Here is a 15,727-nt window from a genome sequence, read left to right on the forward strand (position 1 = left end):
GCGAAAAAGATTGTGGGACTAAATTCACAAGCGTTTCTTTAAAAAACATTAAAGAAATGCTTGTGATGTGCGTGCAATTCATGGTAAAATAGTTCGGAAAAAGCGCTTCCATACAAAGGAGGAATTGTATGTTTCGGAAAATCGCGCTCATCTGCGCACTCGTCCTCGGCATGGGCATGAGCCCCGTCTGCCACGCGGGGCTGCACGATCATCCCGTGGTCGCCGTCATGTCGTTCAAGAACAAGGCCCCGGATGTCGGTTGGGACAGCTTCGGTGACTACTCGGGGAAAGCGATGGAGGACTTGGTCAAGACGCTCAGCTCGCGCTACGATGTATTCACCGTTGTTGACCGCGAGTATCTGCAGGATCTCCTCGATGAGCAGAGCATGGGACTCGCCGGCGTGACGGAGGATGCTCCCGGCGTCGGTCAGCTGAAGGGGGCGGAATACAAGATCTACGGGAGCGTCACGGGGCTGACGACGAAGGAGAATCATATCGCCGCTGTCTCCTACGAGCATGACGCTCAGGTGCGCAACGATCAGCACCGCGTCTTTGCCCATGTCTCGCTCAAGATGGTCGAAGTGGCGACGGGGCGCATCGTTCTTGCCGCGCAGGGGGACGGTGCCTCCACGAGCACGAACACAGCCGTTGGTACGCATCAGGGCTTCATCTCTCTCGGTACGGCATTTGTCAGCCCTGAGCAGGCGTATAATGCCATCGAAAAGGCAATCCAGGATGCCGTCTACGGAAAGGACGGGCTTCTCACGCAGCTCGGCTACGGAGAGAACAAGGGAGGAAGAAAATGAACGCAAGCAAGATTCTCGCGCTCGTGGGATGCGCGGCGCTGCTGACCCTGCCCGCTCCGGCAGAGGTGTATGCAGCTGCGGCCCCTGCGGCTGCGGGCGAGAGCGTCGTGGGTGCAGGGGAGCAGGCAGCCGCGGCGGAGATCCGTACGCGGCTCGCCTCGGGCACGTTCTGCGTGGCCTATGTCCGCGACGGCGAGCCGCAGCGCCTCATCGCGCAGGCCGGCAGCCGTCTCGCACAGACGGGACGCGAGGGCGGCAAGAAGGCAAACGCCATTCAATACAAGGCGATGTATAAGGACGGCAGCTACTACCAGTTCGACTACGATGGCAGCAAGCCCTTTGCACGTGTCCTGCCGGCAGATATGCTCACGAGTCCTGCACTGAACCCCGAGGAGAACTGGCTGGACGTGCCGGACGATCTCGCGCTTCCGGAGGAGCTGCGCATCTTCTTTGCCGACGAGCAATTTGCCCGCCGTGCGCCGAGCGTGACGGCCCCCGCGTACGAGACCTCAAAGGAGCTCACCGTCGGCGGAAAGACCTACACCGCCGATGTCTACAAGAGCTCGATTCGCACACAGGCGGGCACGCCTGCAGGATACCTTGTCTATCATGCGCTCTACAGCGGCGGACAGCTCGCACGCATTCAGAAGCTTCTCGTCATGGAGAAGAACGGCACGGCAGAGACCACCGAACTCAGCAGCATCGAGATCGAGGGCATCAGCGGGCAGATTCCCGTCGATGTCTTTGCGCCGAAATTTGAGATTCCTGTCTACGCCGCAGGGACGGGCGGGATGAATGACCTGCTCGGCAGCCCTGCGCGCGTTGCTACGATTGGAGGCAAGGCAGATGCAAAGTAAGATCATCGCAGCACTCCTCATGGGGGCGGCACTGACCGTCGCCTCGATTTCGCCTGCGGCAGCCGCGAAGCTTGACGCCTACCGCACAATGATGGAGAACCGCAGCTGTACCATCCTCTACGAGAACCTCACGCCGCCCGAGCGACTGCACAACAGCGACAAGATCACGCTCTCCATGTGGGCGAAGGAAGACATGGCAGCCGCACCCGAGTACGTCAGCCGCGCCTATCGCGGCGTGCTCGTCCTCAGCGGCGCGGACAAATACGAGGAGCGTTCCTACGACGACTATGCTAAGAGTCTCCTCACGAAGGACGGCAGGGAGTTCCTCTTTACGCGCGATCTCGAGAAGAAAAAGCCCGTCTACTACGGCAACTACGGCAAGGGCAAAGTACAGGGCAAGCGTGAGGCGGTCGAGGATCGCCTCATCTACGGCGAGCGCTTCGGCGATGCGGATGTCACGCGCCTCCTCTCCATTCTCCTGCCGCCCGAGCGGAAGCCGCAGGGCGCACCGCGCTACGAGGCGGTCGGTGCGGGCACACTCACTGGCGGCACGAGTTATGAGGACTACCGTCGGCAGGATGCGGACGAGCTCGAGGCGGTGCGGTTCTACTTCGACGGTACGCGCCTCTCGCGCATTGCCTCCATCACCTACCGCACAGAGGGCGGCAAGGTGCACGCACGCAAGTGCATCCTGCGCATTGACCGCTTTGATGCCGTGCCCGATGCCGCGTATCTGAGTCTGCCCCAGGGCTTGAAAGAGGTGAAATAAATGCGTCGTCTGCATCTGAAAAAAAGTCTGCTTGCCGCATTGATTGCTGCGGGCGCACTCACGGGACACTGCTTTGCCGCCGAGTCGCCCGCAGCCGCCGTGACTGCGACAAAGCCGACCTGCGTCCTGATGGAGTTCACGGACAACACGCGTTTCGCAGGTCTTGATACGAGCCAGCGCCTCTCGGAGAATCTCATGGTGAAGCTCCTCGAGAGCGGGCGGTTCAACCTGCGCGAGACGAACTATGTCAGCGGCAATCTCGAACAGCTCATGGCGGACGATAACTACCCCGCCGTGCTCGCGGGCAAGGCGGCAATCGAGGGCGGCGACTACAACGCCGTCTTTGAGAGCCCCTCCTTTGGTGACGGAGCCGCGCAGGATCTCGCGACCGCACAGGTCGGGCAGATCCTCACGCCCGCAGTCACTGCACGCATCGGCAAGGAGCAGGGCGCGGACTACCTCATCCAGTGTACCGTCCAGAGCATCGGTGTCGGACAGTGGGAGGATCTGAATTTCCAGACCACCATGAACATCGCCGGGAACCTTCTGAGCCTCGCGGGGCCGTTCGGCAGCCTCCTCGGCTCTGCGATCAGCAACGCCTCCAACAAGACCGACGGCGGCTTTGGGCTCCTCACCGACGTGCGCGTAATCAAGGCGGCGACGGGCGAGGTCGTCTGGTCGCAGCGCGTCTTTGAGAAGGCGACCACGTCCAAGCTCTGGCTCGCGGGCATCCACTCCGGCACAGACAACCCGAGTGCAAAGACCTACGAAAAGGTCATCGAGAAGTCCTCAACCAAGATCTGTCAGGCAATGCTCGCGGATATGGACGCGGGCAAACTCTTCCGATGAGGACGTGCAGCGCAGTGCTGCGCCTTCTCCTCCTCGCCCTCTGCATCCTCCTGCCGACATCGGCGGCGAGTGCGCTTGCGAAGATCCCGGCGGGGGCAAAGGTGGCAGTCATGCCCATCGGCGCGTATGGGGATGCCAGCGTCTACGATGCAGGCAGGGCAGCGAGCGAGTATGTTACGGCGGTGCTGCGGAAGGAGAGCAGCTACACACTCTACGACTGCGACCCTGAGATCGTTGCCGACCGTCTTGCTGAGCTGGGGCTGTCGCTTGCGGGCCTCACAGAGAACGAAGCTGCGATGGAGACGGCAAAACTCTTTGATGCGGACTACGTCGTGCGCGGCAATATTCTCAGCCTCGGCGATTCGCACCGCAGCAGCGGCTTCCTCCTGATCGGGCAGGAGCAGCACACGATGACTGCGCACATCAGCCTGCGCATCGTGGATGTCCGTACGGGCGCCATCGTCATGGCGGCAAAGGGCGAGGGGGACTCCACCACCACCGTCAATGAGATCGACCTGCAGAGTGCGAGCGCCATCGCATCGTACGCGAGCGGCGGCGTGCAGAGCGTGGGCCTTGGCTTTGACAACGTCATGTGGGGCGGAGAGAATGTCTCCACCGAGAATCTCGACAAGGCGCTCCGCGCGGCGGCGAGCGATGCCGTTCGGCGGCTCCTCACGAACATCGACGGTAAGGATCGGACCAAATAGGGCATACTTTCCCACAAAAAAGTTCGGGTGCAGCAGCATCCGAACTTTTTATATGGGCAAGAAAACATTTACAGCGAAAATACGATCTCCTCCACGATCAGCACAATGACGCTTGCGCCTGCCGCGCAGCGGAAGAGGCTTGCGCCGTGCCACGCGAGGTAGAGGGCAAAGACAAACGCGGCTGCGCCCGCGAGCGGGGTGCGCGTTGCCAGGGCGATGGCGGGGAAGGTCATGACAGCGAGGGTCACATAGGGGACGTAGAAGAGGAAGGAGCGGACAAAGCGGTTCTTGATGGCGCTTCGCAGGAGGAGCGCAGGTGTGAGGCGGATCGTGACCGTTACCGCACTCATGACGGCAATGTAGAGCCAGATATCAGTCATGAGCCCCCTCCTGTTCCTCATCGACGGGGAAGAGCGCCGCACCGATTCCCGCAACCAGGAGCGTGAGGAGGATCGTGCGCGTTCCGCCGGAGAGCTCACCCGTCACGGGCGCGTACGTCGCAATGAGCGAGAGCACGCAGCTCGCGAGCACCATGCCGCCGATCGGGCGGCTCTTCTTCGCAGCGGGGAGGACGACCCAGACGAACATCCCGTAGAGCGCGACCGAGAGCGCCGAGACGACGGCGGCGGGGAGAATGCCGCCTGCGAGGATGCCCGCCGATGTACCCGCCGCCCACGCGGGCACGGAGATCGCCATCGCACCGTAATTGTAGTACGGGTTCAGCATGCCGCCGCGTGCGACCGTGATGCCGAAGATCTCGTCCGTCACACCGAAACTCACGGCAAGGCGGTGCAGGAGCGGCGTCTCGGGTGCAAACCGCTGCGTGAGTGCCGCCGCCATGAGGAAGTAGCGTGCGTTCGCGACAAGCGTCAGCACGGCGATCTCGAGATAGGGCGCCTGCGCTGCGATCACCGTAAACCCTGCATACTCGCCCGCCGAGGCGATGTTGACCGCGCTTGTTACGAAACCCTGCCACGGGGTCAGCCCCGCCGTCTTGGCGAGAATCCCCAGCGTGAACGCCACCACGAAATACCCGAGCGCAATCGGCACACCGTCGTGCATACCCTCTATGAACACCGCGCGCCGTGATGTGCCGAGCTGTTCTTCGATCATACGAACCACCTCACAAATATGATTTTCTTATTGTAGGATAAATCTGTCATTTTGTAAATCAAATATGTGCGGTATACTTTGCAGCAGCCCATACAAAAACTCCCATGCGGATGTTCAACATGGGAGCATTCGTGTCGGACAGATCAGTTTGGCGAGGCGGAGAGCACGACGGTGCTTTTCGTGCCATCCAGAACCGTGCGCGATGTAATCATGCGCTGTGCGGCAGAGCAGTAGATGCTGTCGGTAAAGGTGTTGCCCTCCTGCACGCTCTCCATATCAATGATCGCATCGATTTCGGACTCACTCATGTCGCATGCGATGTAGGTCGCTACACTCAGACTTGAGACATCGTGGACTGCGTCGTCATTGTCCTCGTTGAACGTGATGTTCAGATAGGAAATGTTCTCTCCCTCTGCATGCAGCTGCACAATGGTGCCATTTTGCGTGCGTGACGTATAGACATCGTGACCTGCGAGACGGGATGCACCCGAATCATATGTCGGGGCACCCATAAAGGTCGGGTTTTCCAAAAACGTATTGACAAATTCTACATATTCGGCAGGGCTTACGTTGTCAATGAGCGGCATCGCGGCAAATGCCTGCGCTGTGCGTCCGCCGCAGAGGGCGAGGAGCATGGCACAGATGAGGGGGAGGAGAAGTTTTTTCATCGGAGACACACCTTTCTGTATTCTTTCAAAAAATTATTATCATTTGGTATATTCGACGCACCGAGAGATTTTCCTGTTTTTGCCGCAAATAAACGGTCATGCAGGAGCGTTCCCGCATGACCGTTTTCCTATGTTCGGAGTCTCAGCTAAGTTCGTAACCCGCATCATCGAGAACAGCGGCGAGCTCATTGTTTGGAATCTCGCGCGCGGCGCTGAAGGTCGCTGTACCCGCTTCGAGGTCGACGACGACATCCGAGACGCCGTCCATGCCGCTGAGGGCTTTCGTGACGTGCTTGACGCAGTGGGGGCAGGTCATGCCCTTGACGTGAATGGTCTTTTCCATGGTAAAATCTTCCTTTCTCTGTGCGGCGGCAGTGTCCGCCGTTTCTTCATGTATGTCATCCATCGCGGGTGCGATGGGGCTTACCGTTATCTCATGGCGCGTGTGCTCCGTTTCCGCCGCAGGCTCGTGCACGATGGTGAACAGGCGCAGACGCAGGGCGTTCAGCACGACGCAGACGCTCGACAGGCTCATCGCCGCCGCACCGATCATGGGCGAGAGCTTGATGCCAAAGGCGGGATAGAGCACACCCGCCGCGAGCGGGATGCCGATGACATTGTAGAAAAATGCCCAAAAGAGGTTTTGCTTGATGTTCCGCATGACACTGCGCGACAGACGGATGGCACTCACGGCATCGAGGAGATCGCTCCGCACGAGCACCGCGTCTGCGCTGTCGATGGCGACATCCGTGCCCGCGCCGATGGCGATGCCGAGATCCGCCTGCACAAGTGCGGGCGCGTCGTTCACGCCGTCACCGATCATGGCAACGCGGTGTCCCTCGCGCTGCAGACGCTCCACATGGGCGCGTTTGTCCGCAGGGAGAACGCCCGCAATCACCTCCGTGATGCCGAGTCGTGCGGCAATCGCCCGTGCCGTGCGCTCGTCGTCACCCGTCAGCATGACGGGTGTGAGGTTCATCGCCTTCATCTGCGCGACCGCCGCCGCACTCGTCGGCTTCTCCGCATCGCGCACACCGAGAAGGCCGACGACGCGCCCCGCACGCACGACAATGAGTGCCGTCTCTCCGCGCTCTGCCATCTCCGCCCGCGCCGTCTCAACCGCGTCCGTGAGCGGGATGCCGAGCTCTGCGAGGAGAGCCGCATTGCCCGCCGCACAGTCCACGCCCGCCACACGCGCACGCACACCCTTGCCGAACACCGCCGCGAAATCCGCAGCGGCGGGGACGGTCAGCCCCTTTTCCGCAGCATAGGCCGTAATCGCCGCTGCAATCGGGTGCTCGCTGCCCTGCTCAAGCGCGGCCGCCAGTGCGGCAAGCGCGTCGGCATCCATCCCGACGGGACGGATGCTGACGAGCTGCGGGCGACCCTCGGTGAGCGTGCCCGTCTTGTCCATCAGCACCGCGCTGATGTTCCCCGCCGTCTCCAATGCCTCGCCCGACTTGATAAGGATGCCGTGCGCCGCGCCGCGCCCCGTACCGACCATGATCGCAACGGGGGTTGCAAGCCCGAGTGCACAGGGGCAGGAGATGACGAGAATCGAGATCGTGATGGAAAATGCGAACTCCACCGTCGCACCCATCATGAGCCAGATCGCGCCCGCCGTGAGGGCAATCACAATCACGACGGGGACAAAGACCGCCGAGACGCGGTCGGCAAGGCGTGCGATCGGTGCCTTTGACCCGCTCGCATCGTCCACCAGACGGATGAGCTGACGGATCGTCGTATCCTCACCGACGCGCGTTGCGGTGAAGCGAATCGTCCCCTCGACGTTCAGCGTGCCCGATGTCACGGTGTCGCCCGCCGTTTTCGGAACGGGCATGGATTCGCCCGTCACGGCGGATTCGTCGATGCTCGTCGCACCGTCCGTCACCGTTCCGTCCACGGGGATACGTGCGCCGGGACGCACGATGACCGTATCGCCGAGGACGAGCGTCGCCACAGGCACGACCTGCTCCACGCCGCCGCGCACGACCGTCGCTTCCTCGGGCGCAAGCTGCATAAGGGCGCGGAGTGCGCCCGTCGTCTGCCCCTTTGCCCGCGCTTCGAGGTATTTACCGACCGTAATAAGCGTCACGATCATACCCGCCGACTCGAAATAGAGGTTCGTACTGTACTCCGCCGCGAGCGCGAGATCGCCGTGCCCCAACCCCCAGCTCATGCGGAACATCGCGAACACACCGAACAGCGCGGATGCCATCGAGCCGATCCCGACGAGCGTATCCATATTCGGCGCACCGTGCAGGAGATTGCGGAATCCATTGACATAGTATAGACGATTCACATACATGATCGGCAGGATGAGGATAAACTGTGCGAGGGCGAACGTCAGTGCATTCTCCGCGCCCCAGAAAATTTCCTTGAATCCTGCCGCGTAGGGAACGCCCCACATTGAAAGCATCGGGCTCATCGCGATATACATCGTCGGCAGGAGGAAGAGAATGGAGATGAGGAGACGGCGGCGCATGGCACGCGTTTCCTTCTCTGCTGCATCCGTGCCTGTGGGCACTTCGGCCGCCCCGCGTTCCGCAGTGCCCTGCGCGGCGAGCGCGCCCTTCACGCTCGCGCCGTACCCCGCGTCCTCGACCACGGCGATGATCGCGGCGGGGCTTGTGACGGCTGCGTCGTAGGCAAGTGTCATGGTATTCGTGAGGAGATTGACGGAGACAGCCGCCGTTCCCTCCATCTTCTTTACGGCGCGTTCCACCCGCGCCGAACACGCCGAGCAGGTCATGCCCGTTACGTTGAATGTTTCTTTTTGCATAGAGATTCCTTCTATATATGGAAGCCTTTTTGTTACAGTATAACATTTCTGTCAAGTATAAATCATAATGAGAAAAAAATTCAAAAATCATTGCATGAAATCATGAGAAATGCTATCATTTGTTTATCATATAAACGTAGTCCAAAGGAGGATTTTGACATGGCAAAGATTGCTGTTGTGTTTTGGAGTGGATCGGGGAATACGGAGGCAATGGCGAATGCGGTCATGGAAGGGGTCACGAAGGGCAGTGCAGAGGGCGAACTCATCCGTGTCGGCGATTTCTCTGCCGATCGGATCGCGGATTACGATGGCATCCTGATGGGCTGCCCTGCCTGTGGCGTGGAGGAGCTCGATGAGGGCGAGTTTGAGCCGTTCTTCGCCGAGGCGGAGAGCCAGCTGAAGGGCGTGAAGGTCGGACTGTTCGGCTCGTACGGCTGGGGCGGCGGTGCGTTTATGGAGACGTGGACGAACCGCACGAAGGATGCAGGGGCAACGATGGTCGCGGACGGTGTGACCTGTGAGAACGAACCCGATGATGATGCGCTCGCTGCATGCACGACACTCGGTGAGGCGATGGCAAAGGCGGTCGGCTGAAAAGAATAAACGCTGAAAAAACGAGACTGCTGCACGGTTATGCAGTAGTCTCGTTTTTTGTCGAATGGATTCCGCTCAGTCTGCAAGCACGTCGGTGTATTCCTCCTTGCCGCGCATCATCTTCTCCGCGTAGGAGCAGACGGGAACGATCTTTGCCCCGCTGCTGCGTGCCGCCTCAATGAGCGCCTCGATTAGTTTGCGTGCGATCCCCTGACCGCCGTAGACGGGATCGACCTCTGTATGGGTGATTCTCCAACGTCCGTCCTGCACGTCGAATTCCGCAACGCCGACGCGTGTTTCGCCGTCATAGGCCGCGCTGCGGAAATGTTCGGGTTCAAATACGATCTGCATGGTGATTCCTCCTTTGTCCCGTATTGTAACGCATGAGGAATGTGCCTGTCCAGTATGCGGCAGCAGATTATAAATTGTGCACAGCAGGAAATCGGAGGGCTTTTCTCGAATACCGAATGCAGGTAAATTTTGTCAGCGAAAGGAGAAAATATGGACAAGAAAGGGTATGCTCTGCTGAGCGATCCGTTCCAAAACAAGGGGACGGCGTTCAGTGCCGACGAGCGCGTACAGTTTGGACTTACGGGCCTCCTGCCGCCGCATGTTGACACGATTGCGGAGCAGGCGCAGCGCATCTATCAGCAGATGGAACGCAAGAGCTCGGGGATCGAGAAGCGCCGCTTCCTGATGGATGTGTTCAACCGCAACCGCCGTCTGTTCTACTATGTGTTCCGTCAGCATATCGCAGAGCTCATGCCGATCGTCTACGATCCCGTGATCGCTGAGAGCATCGAGCAGTACAGCGAGCAGTTTATCAATCCGCAGGAGACGGCGTATCTCTCGATCGATCATCCGGAGGAGGTCGAGACGACGCTGCGGCAGGCGGCGGGCGACCGGGAGATCCGTCTCATCGTTGCAACGGACGCAGAGGGCATTCTCGGCATCGGCGACTGGGGGACGAACGGTGCCGATATCGCCGTCGGGAAGCTGATGGTCTATACCGCGGCGGCGGGGATTGATCCCGCGTCGGTACTGCCGGTCATGCTCGACTGCGGGACGAACCGCGCGAGCCTCCTGCAGGATCCGCTCTACCTCGGCAATCGCCACGAACGCGTGCGGGGCAAGGCATACGACGACTTCATCGATGCCTTTGTGCAGACGGCAGAGCGGCTTTTCCCCCGTCTCTATCTCCACTTCGAGGACTTTGGACGCTCGAACGCGGCACCGATCCTGCGCCGGTACCAAAAGACCTATCCCGTCTTCAACGACGACTGCCAGGGGACGGGCATCATCACGCTCGCAGGGCTCCTTGGCGCGATGAAGATCACGGGGCAGAGGCTCACAGAGCAGAGATACATGTGCTTCGGCGCGGGCACGGCGGGTGCGGGCATCACAAGCCGCATCTGCCGCGAGATGGCCGAGCAGGGCCTCAGCGAGGAGGAGGCGCGCGGGCATTTCTACCTCGTGGACAAGCAGGGACTCCTCTTTGACGACATGGGCGACCTGACGCCGGAGCAAAAGCCGTTCGCGCGAAAACGCAGCGAGTTCGACCATGCGGATTCCCTCACGACGCTTACGGCTGCCGTGATGGCGGTAAAGCCGACCATCCTTGTCGGAACGTCGACAATGCCGGGCGCGTTCACAGAGACGATTGTGCGAGCGATGGCATCGTGGTGTGATCGTCCGATCATCTTCCCACTGAGCAATCCGACGGAGCTTGCCGAGGCGACGGCGGAGGACCTCATCCGCTGGTCGGATGGGCGTGCGATGGTTGCGACCGGCGTTCCGCGTGATCCGGTCTCCTACCGGGGCACGACCTACGAGATCGGGCAGGCGAACAACGCACTGATCTATCCGGGACTCGGCCTCGGCAGCATGGCGGTCGACGCGAAGCTCGTGACCGATGAGATGATCTCGGCTGCGGCGCATTCACTCGGCGCATTCCTTACGCCTGAGAAAAAGGGCGCTGCCGTCATCCCGCCCGTCACGCGTCTCACCGAGTTCTCTGCCGCTGTCGCTGTCGCCGTCGCGGAGTGTGCCGTGAAGCAGGGACTGAACCGACGCGCGGTCGCGGATGTAAAGGCCGCTGTCGAGGAAATGGTCTGGAAGGCGGAATACTGACGCATTGAGAAATCCCCCTGCATCCCAAATATGGATGCAGGGGGATTTTGCCGTTCCGATGCCGTAAAGATCAGAAGAAGAACTCAACGCGGCCGAAGAATTTGTTCATGCCGGTCTTGCCCTCGGGTTCTGCCGAGAAGATCTGCTTGCCGTGGAAGTAAATGAGAGAGCCGACGATATTCTTCCGCAGGGTGTACTGACCGCCGAACTCCCAGCCCTTCGTATTCCACATCGCACCGTCGAAGGTCGGTGCAAACGTTCCTGCGCCGCCGACGTAGCGATAGGCGGCGTAGATGCCGAATGAGCCGGGGTCTGCCTCATCTGCCCCTTTGTAGCCAAGCTCAATGTTGTAGGACTTCAGGTGCTCCTTCTTGATCTCTGCCGTTTCGTTGCTGTTGTTCTTCCAGTAGCCGCCCGAAAGGTAGACTGTCTGCGTGGGACGGTAGGTGATGCCTGCGCCATACATCGAGAGCGGGTTCTTCATCCCGATGACGTCATGAATGAGCGCCTTGTTGCCTGCGCGCATATAGTCCAAACCGAGGTGGAATTTTTCCGAGGGATCCCAGTTCAGAGTCGCGCCCTGAATGCTGGCGGCTGTAGCCCCTTTGTAGCCGCTTTTGACAGCGTCTTCGACTTCGTCGCCCCATGCGGCATTGAGGAGGTTGTAGCGTCCTGCGTAGATCGTGCCCGAGACCTGCTTGTCCTTGCCGAATGTCAGGGCTGCACCCGAGATATTGTCATCGAACAGCATCCCTTGCTCCGTAAAGATAGGGAACTTACCGAGCTGGATCACAGTCGAACCGTACTTGCCCTCTGCATAGGCGCGTTTAAGGGTTACCCTGTCGCTGTCATCCTCGCCTGCATCTTTGTCCATCTTGGTCTTGGCATCCAGACGTGCCTTGACCGACCAGTGATCGTTCACCTCTGCTGTCGGCTCGAGACGGAAGAGCAGCTCGTTGTTTGTCTTTGTGCCGCCCATGTACTTGTTCATGAACTCGCCGCTCGTGCGCTCGTAGGTGTACTGGAGTTTTCCGTTCCACTTCACCATATCCGCGTGCTTCTCGAGATTCGACACGCGTACGCCGAGGTTGTTGAGCTCATCCGCGAACTCCGCAGCCAGACGGTCGACGAGTGCGCGATCCGAGGCGGACATATCGCCCTTTGCCATTGCCTTTGCCGTCATCTGCGCCATCTCATAGCGCGTGATGTTCCGATCACCGCGATACGTGCCGTCGCCGTAGCCCTCGATGATGCCGTCACTGGCGAGCTGCGACACCGCATCGTATGCCCAGTGGTCGCGTGGGACATCGCTGAACGGGTTCGCCGCCGCGAATGTCGTCGATGCCGCACCGATGACGAGTGCCGCACTGAGCGCGGATACCAGAGTTTTCTTCATGAGAATGCCTCCTTCTGAACGCGCGGAGTAACTCCGTGCCTTCTTACACCTGCGGGAGGGAGCGGGTTGCCTGTGTTTCCAATGGGGTATTGTGTCTGCGGCCATCGTGCGCCCTATTCCCGCAAAACAATGAGATTGCTTCTTATTATATAAGTATATGAGAAAATTTGTCAAGCAGAAATTTCAGAAAAATGGGAAGAAAATAGACAGGAATATCATTTGTTGTTCTTACAAGCGGAGATGAACTGTGCTATAATGAAGGAAATCAACGGACGACCATGGTAAATTGAGAGGAAGGGTAATATGAACGAAAGTATCAAGGCTGTGCATCTCGCGCATACGGACGGCGAACTCTCGGATGTCTCCGCGTTTGGTTCGGGTGCGACGGCACGCGCGGCAACGTTTCATCGGAGTCTGCCGACGTATGAGCCGACACCGCTCGCCGATCTCCGGCGCCTCTCGGCGGTGCTTGGCCTTTCGCGGCTCGCGGTGAAGGATGAGAGCGGGCGGTTCGGGCTGAATGCGTTCAAGGGGCTTGGGACAAGTTATGCGGTTGCACGTTATCTCGCGCAATATCTCGGGCTCGCAGAGAGCGAGATGACCTATGAGAACCTCACGAAGTCGGAGTACCGTGACCGGCTGCGCAAGGTCACACTCGTCACGGCGACGGACGGCAATCATGGGCGCGGAATCGCGTGGGCGGCGAAGCTGTTCGGGCTTTTTGCCCATGTCTTTATGCCCAAGGGGAGCTCGACGGAGCGCCTTGCAAATATCCGCGGACTCGGCGCGGAGGCATCGTTCACCACCTACAACTATGACGACACGGTGCGCCATGCGGCGAATCTTGCGAAGGAGAAGGGCTGGGTGCTCGTGCAGGACACGGCGTTCGAGGGCTACACCGAGCGTCCGCTCTGGATCATGCAGGGCTATACAACCCTCGCGCATGAGGCGGTGGAGCAGTACGATGAGGTGCCAACGCATATCTTTTTGCAGGCAGGCGTCGGCTCGCTGCCGGGGGCAATCGCAGGCTACTTTGCGGCGCATTACGGGGCGAAGCGTCCCGTCATCACCATTGTCGAGCCGAACCGTGCGGACTGTATCTATCGGACCGCTGCGGCAAACGATGGGAAGCCGCATATCGTGACGGGGGAGATTAGCTCGATCATGGCGGGTCTTTCCTGCGGCGAGCCGAACCCGATCGCATGGGAGATTCTGCGGGATCACGCCGATCACTTTGTCTCCGTCCCCGAGTGGGTCGCGGCGAAGGGCATGCGTATCCTCGGCAATCCATTGGACGACGACCCGCGCGTCGTTTCAGGCGAGAGCGGCGCGGTCACCACGGGGCTTGTCGCCGAGCTCATGCAGAACCGCAGCCTCGACTACCTGCGCGATGCCATCGGTCTCGGCAAGGACTCCCGCATCCTCTGCATCTCCACCGAGGGCGACACCGACCGCGCGAACTACCGCCGTGTGGTGTGGGACGGGCTGTATCCGAGCTATTGAGCGATGCCCGGCTGTCCGCTGCGGCAGTGCATGGAGAACCGCATTGCACCCCGAAGGGGCGCCATGATCGGAGGGATCCGAATGACGGAAAATGAACGCTATATTGCGGCACTGACTGTGAATGATGTGCCGTGGCACCGACTAACGACACCCTATGGGCGTGCAGCGGAGTTTCCTCGGTACTTTGCTGTGTTGGAGACCATGGACGACCTTGCTGCGGCGGAGGATGCCCTCTGCGAACTGACCATCAACACGGAGCATCAGGGCACGTTTTGGCACGCAACGCCGTTTGCGCTCGTCTTTCTCGTGCGGATCTTTCGGTGCGCACTTGCCGCGCAGACAGACAATGAAATCGCACGCAGGATTGCGGAGCGGCTCTTGGAGCACTTCCTGCTGATTGCCGAATGCATCCGTATGGGTGATTCGATAGAGCATGCCGCGTCCTTACCTCACTTCTCCGATCTGCTTCGGGAGGAATACCTCTGGTCGGAGGTCTACGACGAGGAGGAGGACGAACTGCGCTGGGAGGACGATGATGTTTTCCCCGCGGAACTCTTCTATAGCTTTTACTACTACTCTGCTCAGGTACTTGCTTCGTGCGAGGCTGAACTCAAACAAGAAACCTTGGACAGCGAGATGATGAATCGCATATAAAACGTGCAACCCCCTCTGTACGATAAACGTGCAGAGGGGGTTGTATAATGCTATAGTATTTTATCTTCCTGTTTTTTGCGCACACCAATATTTTCTCGCGACCAGAGACGAAGCGCGGATTCGGTGTATTAATCGCTTTGCTGAATAAGCTCGGAACAGCGCTGTATTTTTGAAGAATTTGCGTATCCTGCGTCGACAAAATACACTCGTTTGGAAGGTCGCTTATCCATGCGGAAAGCTCGGCTGTTCGCTTTAGAACCTCCCGTACCTTATCCAGAACGGCTATTTTATCCAGTGAAATTTTGGGCCGTAACTGCTGCCAAAAAGATGGGGCGAAATCAAACGGATAGTATGCACGGGCAGGGCATATCAGACTATTGGCATCGATGAGGTATTTTTGCTCAACTCAGACGCCTCCCATCCGCTCAAGTGCACCTCTGTAGGTTCTGCGATTTGTTGCTGTCAGCCGGTAGGCATCTGTATCCTGTGTGTTTCCTTGAATCACACTCCGTTCAAGGGCGGCGAGGAAACGATGATCAAGGTTTGAGAGCAGAGTGTTGTAGAAATCTCCGCCACTGCTTTTCTTTTTTTTGTGCCTTTGCACGCTCCCAACGCTCCTTTTGCAGAGCGAGCATACGCGCATATACATCTCGTGGTATTCTTTTCATCTCATAGGCGCGCCGCAGAATTACGGCTTCACTGCATCGGAAATGACGTGCGGCCCGTTCTATCATATCTTTAACAGGAATGGACGACTCCCATACTTCGGAAAAATCTGCTGCAGGGACGAGCAGTTCTGTTGCAACGGCATTGCACTTCTGTTCGAGCAGACTTACGTGTTCATCCGACCATTCGGGGTTGTTGAAGAGGCTGTTTTTGCCGAGCCATACATGAACGTT

The 15,727-nt window shown here is 59.2% G+C and carries 16 protein-coding genes and 1 pseudogene; 9 read left to right on the plus strand and 8 right to left on the minus strand.

Going from position 1 to position 15,727, the window contains the following annotated elements:
• Positions 1-128 precede the first annotated feature (128 nt).
• Genes BCS37_RS00560 through BCS37_RS00580 form a run of 5 tightly spaced genes read left to right on the plus strand, consistent with a single transcriptional unit; the run spans position 129 to position 3,988 of the window.
• Complete coding sequence (locus tag BCS37_RS00560) at positions 129-806, plus strand: CsgG/HfaB family protein (RefSeq protein ID WP_069179654.1); 678 nt, start codon at positions 129-131, stop codon at positions 804-806.
• On the plus strand, positions 803-1,663 hold the full coding sequence (locus BCS37_RS00565; protein ID WP_069179655.1) for a hypothetical protein: 861 nt from the start codon (positions 803-805) through the stop codon (positions 1,661-1,663). Before BCS37_RS00560 ends, BCS37_RS00565 begins: the two co-directional genes overlap by 4 nt.
• Positions 1,653-2,432 carry a hypothetical protein gene (locus BCS37_RS00570; RefSeq protein ID WP_069179656.1) on the plus strand — a complete coding sequence of 260 codons (780 nt, stop codon included), beginning with the start codon at positions 1,653-1,655 and terminating at the stop codon, positions 2,430-2,432. The genes BCS37_RS00565 and BCS37_RS00570 overlap by 11 nt, the downstream gene beginning before the upstream one ends.
• The gene (locus BCS37_RS00575) at positions 2,433-3,281 is read left to right on the plus strand and encodes a hypothetical protein (protein WP_069179657.1); all 849 of its coding nucleotides are present in this window, start codon (positions 2,433-2,435) and stop codon (positions 3,279-3,281) included.
• Positions 3,278-3,988 (plus strand): CsgG/HfaB family protein, encoded by a 711-nt coding sequence (locus BCS37_RS00580; RefSeq protein WP_083205746.1) that lies wholly within the window; start codon positions 3,278-3,280, stop codon positions 3,986-3,988. The genes BCS37_RS00575 and BCS37_RS00580 overlap by 4 nt, the downstream gene beginning before the upstream one ends.
• Positions 3,989-4,056: 68 nt before the next feature.
• On the opposite strand, the gene BCS37_RS00585 is transcribed toward BCS37_RS00580, so the two are convergent.
• From BCS37_RS00585 to BCS37_RS00600, 4 genes are all read right to left on the minus strand, one after another.
• Complete coding sequence (locus tag BCS37_RS00585; protein ID WP_069179659.1) at positions 4,057-4,368, minus strand: AzlD domain-containing protein; 312 nt, start codon at positions 4,366-4,368, stop codon at positions 4,057-4,059.
• Positions 4,361-5,101, minus strand: coding sequence for an AzlC family ABC transporter permease (locus BCS37_RS00590; RefSeq protein ID WP_069179660.1), 741 nt, complete (start codon positions 5,099-5,101; stop codon positions 4,361-4,363). The genes BCS37_RS00585 and BCS37_RS00590 overlap by 8 nt, the downstream gene beginning before the upstream one ends.
• Before the next feature lie 143 nt (positions 5,102-5,244).
• Positions 5,245-5,769 (minus strand): hypothetical protein, encoded by a 525-nt coding sequence (locus BCS37_RS00595; protein WP_069179661.1) that lies wholly within the window; start codon positions 5,767-5,769, stop codon positions 5,245-5,247.
• A 142-nt stretch (positions 5,770-5,911) separates the two neighbouring features.
• Positions 5,912-8,551, minus strand: a complete 2,640-nt coding sequence (locus tag BCS37_RS00600) for a heavy metal translocating P-type ATPase (protein WP_069179662.1) — start codon at positions 8,549-8,551, stop codon at positions 5,912-5,914.
• Between the two features lie 159 nt (positions 8,552-8,710).
• Between BCS37_RS00600 and BCS37_RS00605 the strand changes: the two genes are divergently transcribed.
• Positions 8,711-9,145, plus strand: a complete 435-nt coding sequence (locus BCS37_RS00605) for a flavodoxin (RefSeq protein ID WP_069179663.1) — start codon at positions 8,711-8,713, stop codon at positions 9,143-9,145.
• 75 nt (positions 9,146-9,220) lie between these two features.
• Here the strand turns inward: BCS37_RS00605 and BCS37_RS00610 are convergent, their stop codons facing one another.
• Positions 9,221-9,496 (minus strand): GNAT family N-acetyltransferase, encoded by a 276-nt coding sequence (locus BCS37_RS00610; RefSeq protein WP_069179664.1) that lies wholly within the window; start codon positions 9,494-9,496, stop codon positions 9,221-9,223.
• Positions 9,497-9,646: 150 nt separating this feature from the next.
• Between BCS37_RS00610 and BCS37_RS00615 the strand changes: the two genes are divergently transcribed.
• Complete coding sequence (locus BCS37_RS00615) at positions 9,647-11,275, plus strand: malolactic enzyme (protein ID WP_069179665.1); 1,629 nt, start codon at positions 9,647-9,649, stop codon at positions 11,273-11,275.
• 70 nt (positions 11,276-11,345) lie between these two features.
• Here the strand turns inward: BCS37_RS00615 and BCS37_RS00620 are convergent, their stop codons facing one another.
• Complete coding sequence (locus BCS37_RS00620; RefSeq protein ID WP_069179666.1) at positions 11,346-12,671, minus strand: S-layer homology domain-containing protein; 1,326 nt, start codon at positions 12,669-12,671, stop codon at positions 11,346-11,348.
• 303 nt (positions 12,672-12,974) lie between these two features.
• On the opposite strand from BCS37_RS00620, the gene dpaL reads away from it, so the two are divergent.
• Entirely contained in the window at positions 12,975-14,174 is a 1,200-nt protein-coding gene (gene dpaL, locus BCS37_RS00625) for a diaminopropionate ammonia-lyase (protein WP_069179667.1), read from the plus strand.
• Positions 14,175-14,255: 81 nt separating this feature from the next.
• Positions 14,256-14,828, plus strand: a complete 573-nt coding sequence (locus tag BCS37_RS00630; RefSeq protein WP_069179668.1) for a hypothetical protein — start codon at positions 14,256-14,258, stop codon at positions 14,826-14,828.
• Here the strand turns inward: BCS37_RS00630 and BCS37_RS12160 are convergent.
• Both BCS37_RS12160 and BCS37_RS12165 read right to left on the minus strand, forming a co-directional pair.
• Positions 14,785-15,216 (minus strand): DUF4411 family protein, encoded by a 432-nt coding sequence (locus BCS37_RS12160; RefSeq protein ID WP_335678815.1) that lies wholly within the window; start codon positions 15,214-15,216, stop codon positions 14,785-14,787. The two genes, BCS37_RS00630 and BCS37_RS12160, sit on opposite strands and share 44 nt — an antisense overlap.
• A gap of 148 nt (positions 15,217-15,364) precedes the next feature.
• Positions 15,365-15,661 (minus strand): annotated as a pseudogene (locus tag BCS37_RS12165) (ImmA/IrrE family metallo-endopeptidase); the annotation flags it as partial.
• Between the last annotated feature and the right edge of the window lie 66 nt (positions 15,662-15,727).

This window comes from Selenomonas sp. oral taxon 920 (genome assembly GCF_001717585.1).
Classification (GTDB): domain Bacteria; phylum Bacillota; class Negativicutes; order Selenomonadales; family Selenomonadaceae; genus Centipeda.